1 pseudogene is annotated in these 2645 nt (G+C 65.0%); it reads left to right on the top strand.

Annotation, left to right across the window (positions count from 1 at the left end):
• Nucleotides 1-108: 108 nt before the first annotated feature.
• Nucleotides 109-2645: pseudogene (gene fdh / locus JCM19049_RS11345) on the top strand (formate dehydrogenase); the annotation flags it as partial.

The raw sequence follows: 2645 nt of genomic DNA, 5'->3' as shown, positions 1-2645 counted from the left end.
GTGGGGCTTTAGCCGGCCGCCACACCTACGACTACACGACTTTCCGGAAGCTGGACACCAGCGCAAAGCTCCTTGCCGCATTTTTGTGATCTCGGTTATGGTGGACGCATGTCAGGGTTTAGCTTCTTGAATTGGCCGGTCGTACGGCAATTCCGATCGAGCGATCCGCTCGGTCGCGGCGAAGCCGTCATGTCCCAGCGGACCAAAGAGATCACCCCCCGCACTTCCACTGCAGATCGAGTAGTACAAAGCGTCTGCCCGTATTGCGCCGTTGGGTGCGGCCAGAAGGTCTTCGTCAAGGACGAGAAGGTCGTGCAGATTGAAGGCGACCCCGACTCCCCAATTTCCCGCGGTCGGCTCTGTCCCAAGGGTTCGGCCAGCGAACAGCTGGTCAACGCGCCCGGGCGGCAGACCAAGTCCTCTACCGGCCTGCCTACGCGAGCGACTGGCAGGAACTGGAATTGGACACCGCCATCGACATGGTGGCCGAACGCTTCCTCGAAGCCCGGCGCAACCACTGGCAGGACACCGACGAGCAGGGCCGGGCCTTGCGCCGCACCATGGGCATCGCCGGCCTGGGTGGCGCCACCCTCGACAATGAGGAAAACTACCTCATCAAGAAACTATTTACCGCTGCCGGCGCAGTGCAGCTGGAGAACCAGGCCCGTATTTGACACTCCGCCACCGTTCCCAGTTTGGGAACCTCATTTGGGCGGGGAGGCGCCACTCAAACACTCCAGGACATGGCCAATGCGGACTGCATTGTAATTCAGGCTCGAACATGGCCGAATGCCACCCGGTGGGCTACCAGTGGGTGGCTGAAGCCAAGGCCCGGGGCGCGAAGGTCATCCACGTTGACCCGCGCTTCACCCGGACTAGTGCCGTGGCCGACAAGCACATCGCAATCCGTGCCGGATCCGACATCGTGCTGCTGGGCGCACTGATCAACTATGTGATCAGCAACGACCTGTGGTTCAAGGAGTATGTCCAGGCGTACACTAACGCCGCCACCTTGGTCAGCGAGGAGTTCCAGGACACCGAGGACCTGAACGGCCTGTTCTCGGGTTTCGACCCGGACACCGGACAGTACGACATGTCCTCCTGGGCCTACCAGCGCAAGGGATCCGATGACGGGGACGGCCAGGACGGCTCCAACGACCATGAGCATGGGGCCGACACCTCCCAGCGCGCCGTGGGGCACAGCCACGGTAGTGGGGGACCGACGCTGGAACGCCCCGAATTTGAGCAGGATCCGACGCTGCAGCACCGGCGCAGTGTGTTCCAGATCCTCAAGCGACACTATGCGCGCTACACCCCGCAGATGGTGGCGGAAACCTGCGGCATCAGTGCCGAGGACTTCGAATACCTGGCCCGCTCGGTCACCGAGAATTCCGGCCGGGACCGCACCACCTGCTTCGCCTATGCCGTGGGATGGACCAGCACTCCTCGGGAGCCCAGTTCATCCGCACCTCCTCGATCCTGCAGCTGCTGCTGGGGAACATGGGCCGGCCCGGCGGCGGGATCATGGCGCTGCGCGGTCACGCCAGCATCCAGGGTTCTACGGACATCCCGACCCTGTTCAACCTGCTGCCCGGGTACCTGCCGATGCCCAGCGCCGAACTGCAGAACCTGGACGAATACCTGGATAGCATCGCCTCCCCGGACCAGAAGGGGTACTGGGCCAACGCCGACGCCTACACGGTCAGCCTGCTCAAGGCCTGGTGGGGCGAGGCCGCCACCGAGGAGAACGACTGGGGCTACGGCTACCTGCCGCGCATCAACGGACCCCACGGCACCTACCAGACCGTGATGAGCATGCTCGATGACGAGGTGGACGGGTACTTCATCTTCGGGCAGAACCCGGCCGTCGGCTCCGCCCACGGACGGATGCAGCGGATGGGGATGTCCCACCTGAAGTGGCTGGTGGTGCGCGACTTGAGCCTGATCGAATCCGCAACCTGGTGGAAGGACGGGCCGGAGATCGCCTCGGGCGAGCTGAAGACCGAGGAGATCGGAACCGAGGTGTTCTTCCTGCCCGCGGCCACCCACGTGGAAAAGGCCGGCAGCTTCACCCAGACGCAGCGGCTGTTGCAGTGGCGGCACCAGGCGATCGCCCCGCCCGGCCAGGCGCAAAGCGAACTGGACTTCTTCTACCAGCTCGGCACACGCATCCGCGAGAAGTTGGCCGGGTCCACCGACGAACGTGACCGGCCGCTACTGGATCTGACCTGGGACTACCCGGGGCAAAACGAGGAGCCGGATCCGGAGGCGGTGCTTGCCGAGATCAACGGCCGGCACCTGAGCGGGCCGCAGGCGGGTGAACCGCTTCAGACCTACACCCAGATGCGCGCCGATGGCACGACCTCGGGAGGTTGCTGGATCTACACCGGGGTCTACGCTGACGGGGTCAACCATGCCGCGGACCGCACCCCGGGCGACCAGCAGAACGAGCTGGCCCCGGAGTGGGGCTGGGCCTGGCCGGCGAACCGGCGCATCCTGTACAACCGGGCCTCGGCCGACCCCGAAGGCAAGCCCTGGAGTGAACGCAAGAAGATCATCTGGTGGGATGAGCAGCAGCAGCGCTGGACCGGGCAGGACGTCCCGGACTTCCCGGTGGACCGCGCCCCGGGCAGCCGCCCGGACCC

Source organism: Arthrobacter sp. JCM 19049 (assembly GCF_001310435.1).
The sequence above is the reverse complement of the archived record's forward strand: the minus strand, read 5'-3'. Positions and strand labels throughout refer to the sequence as shown.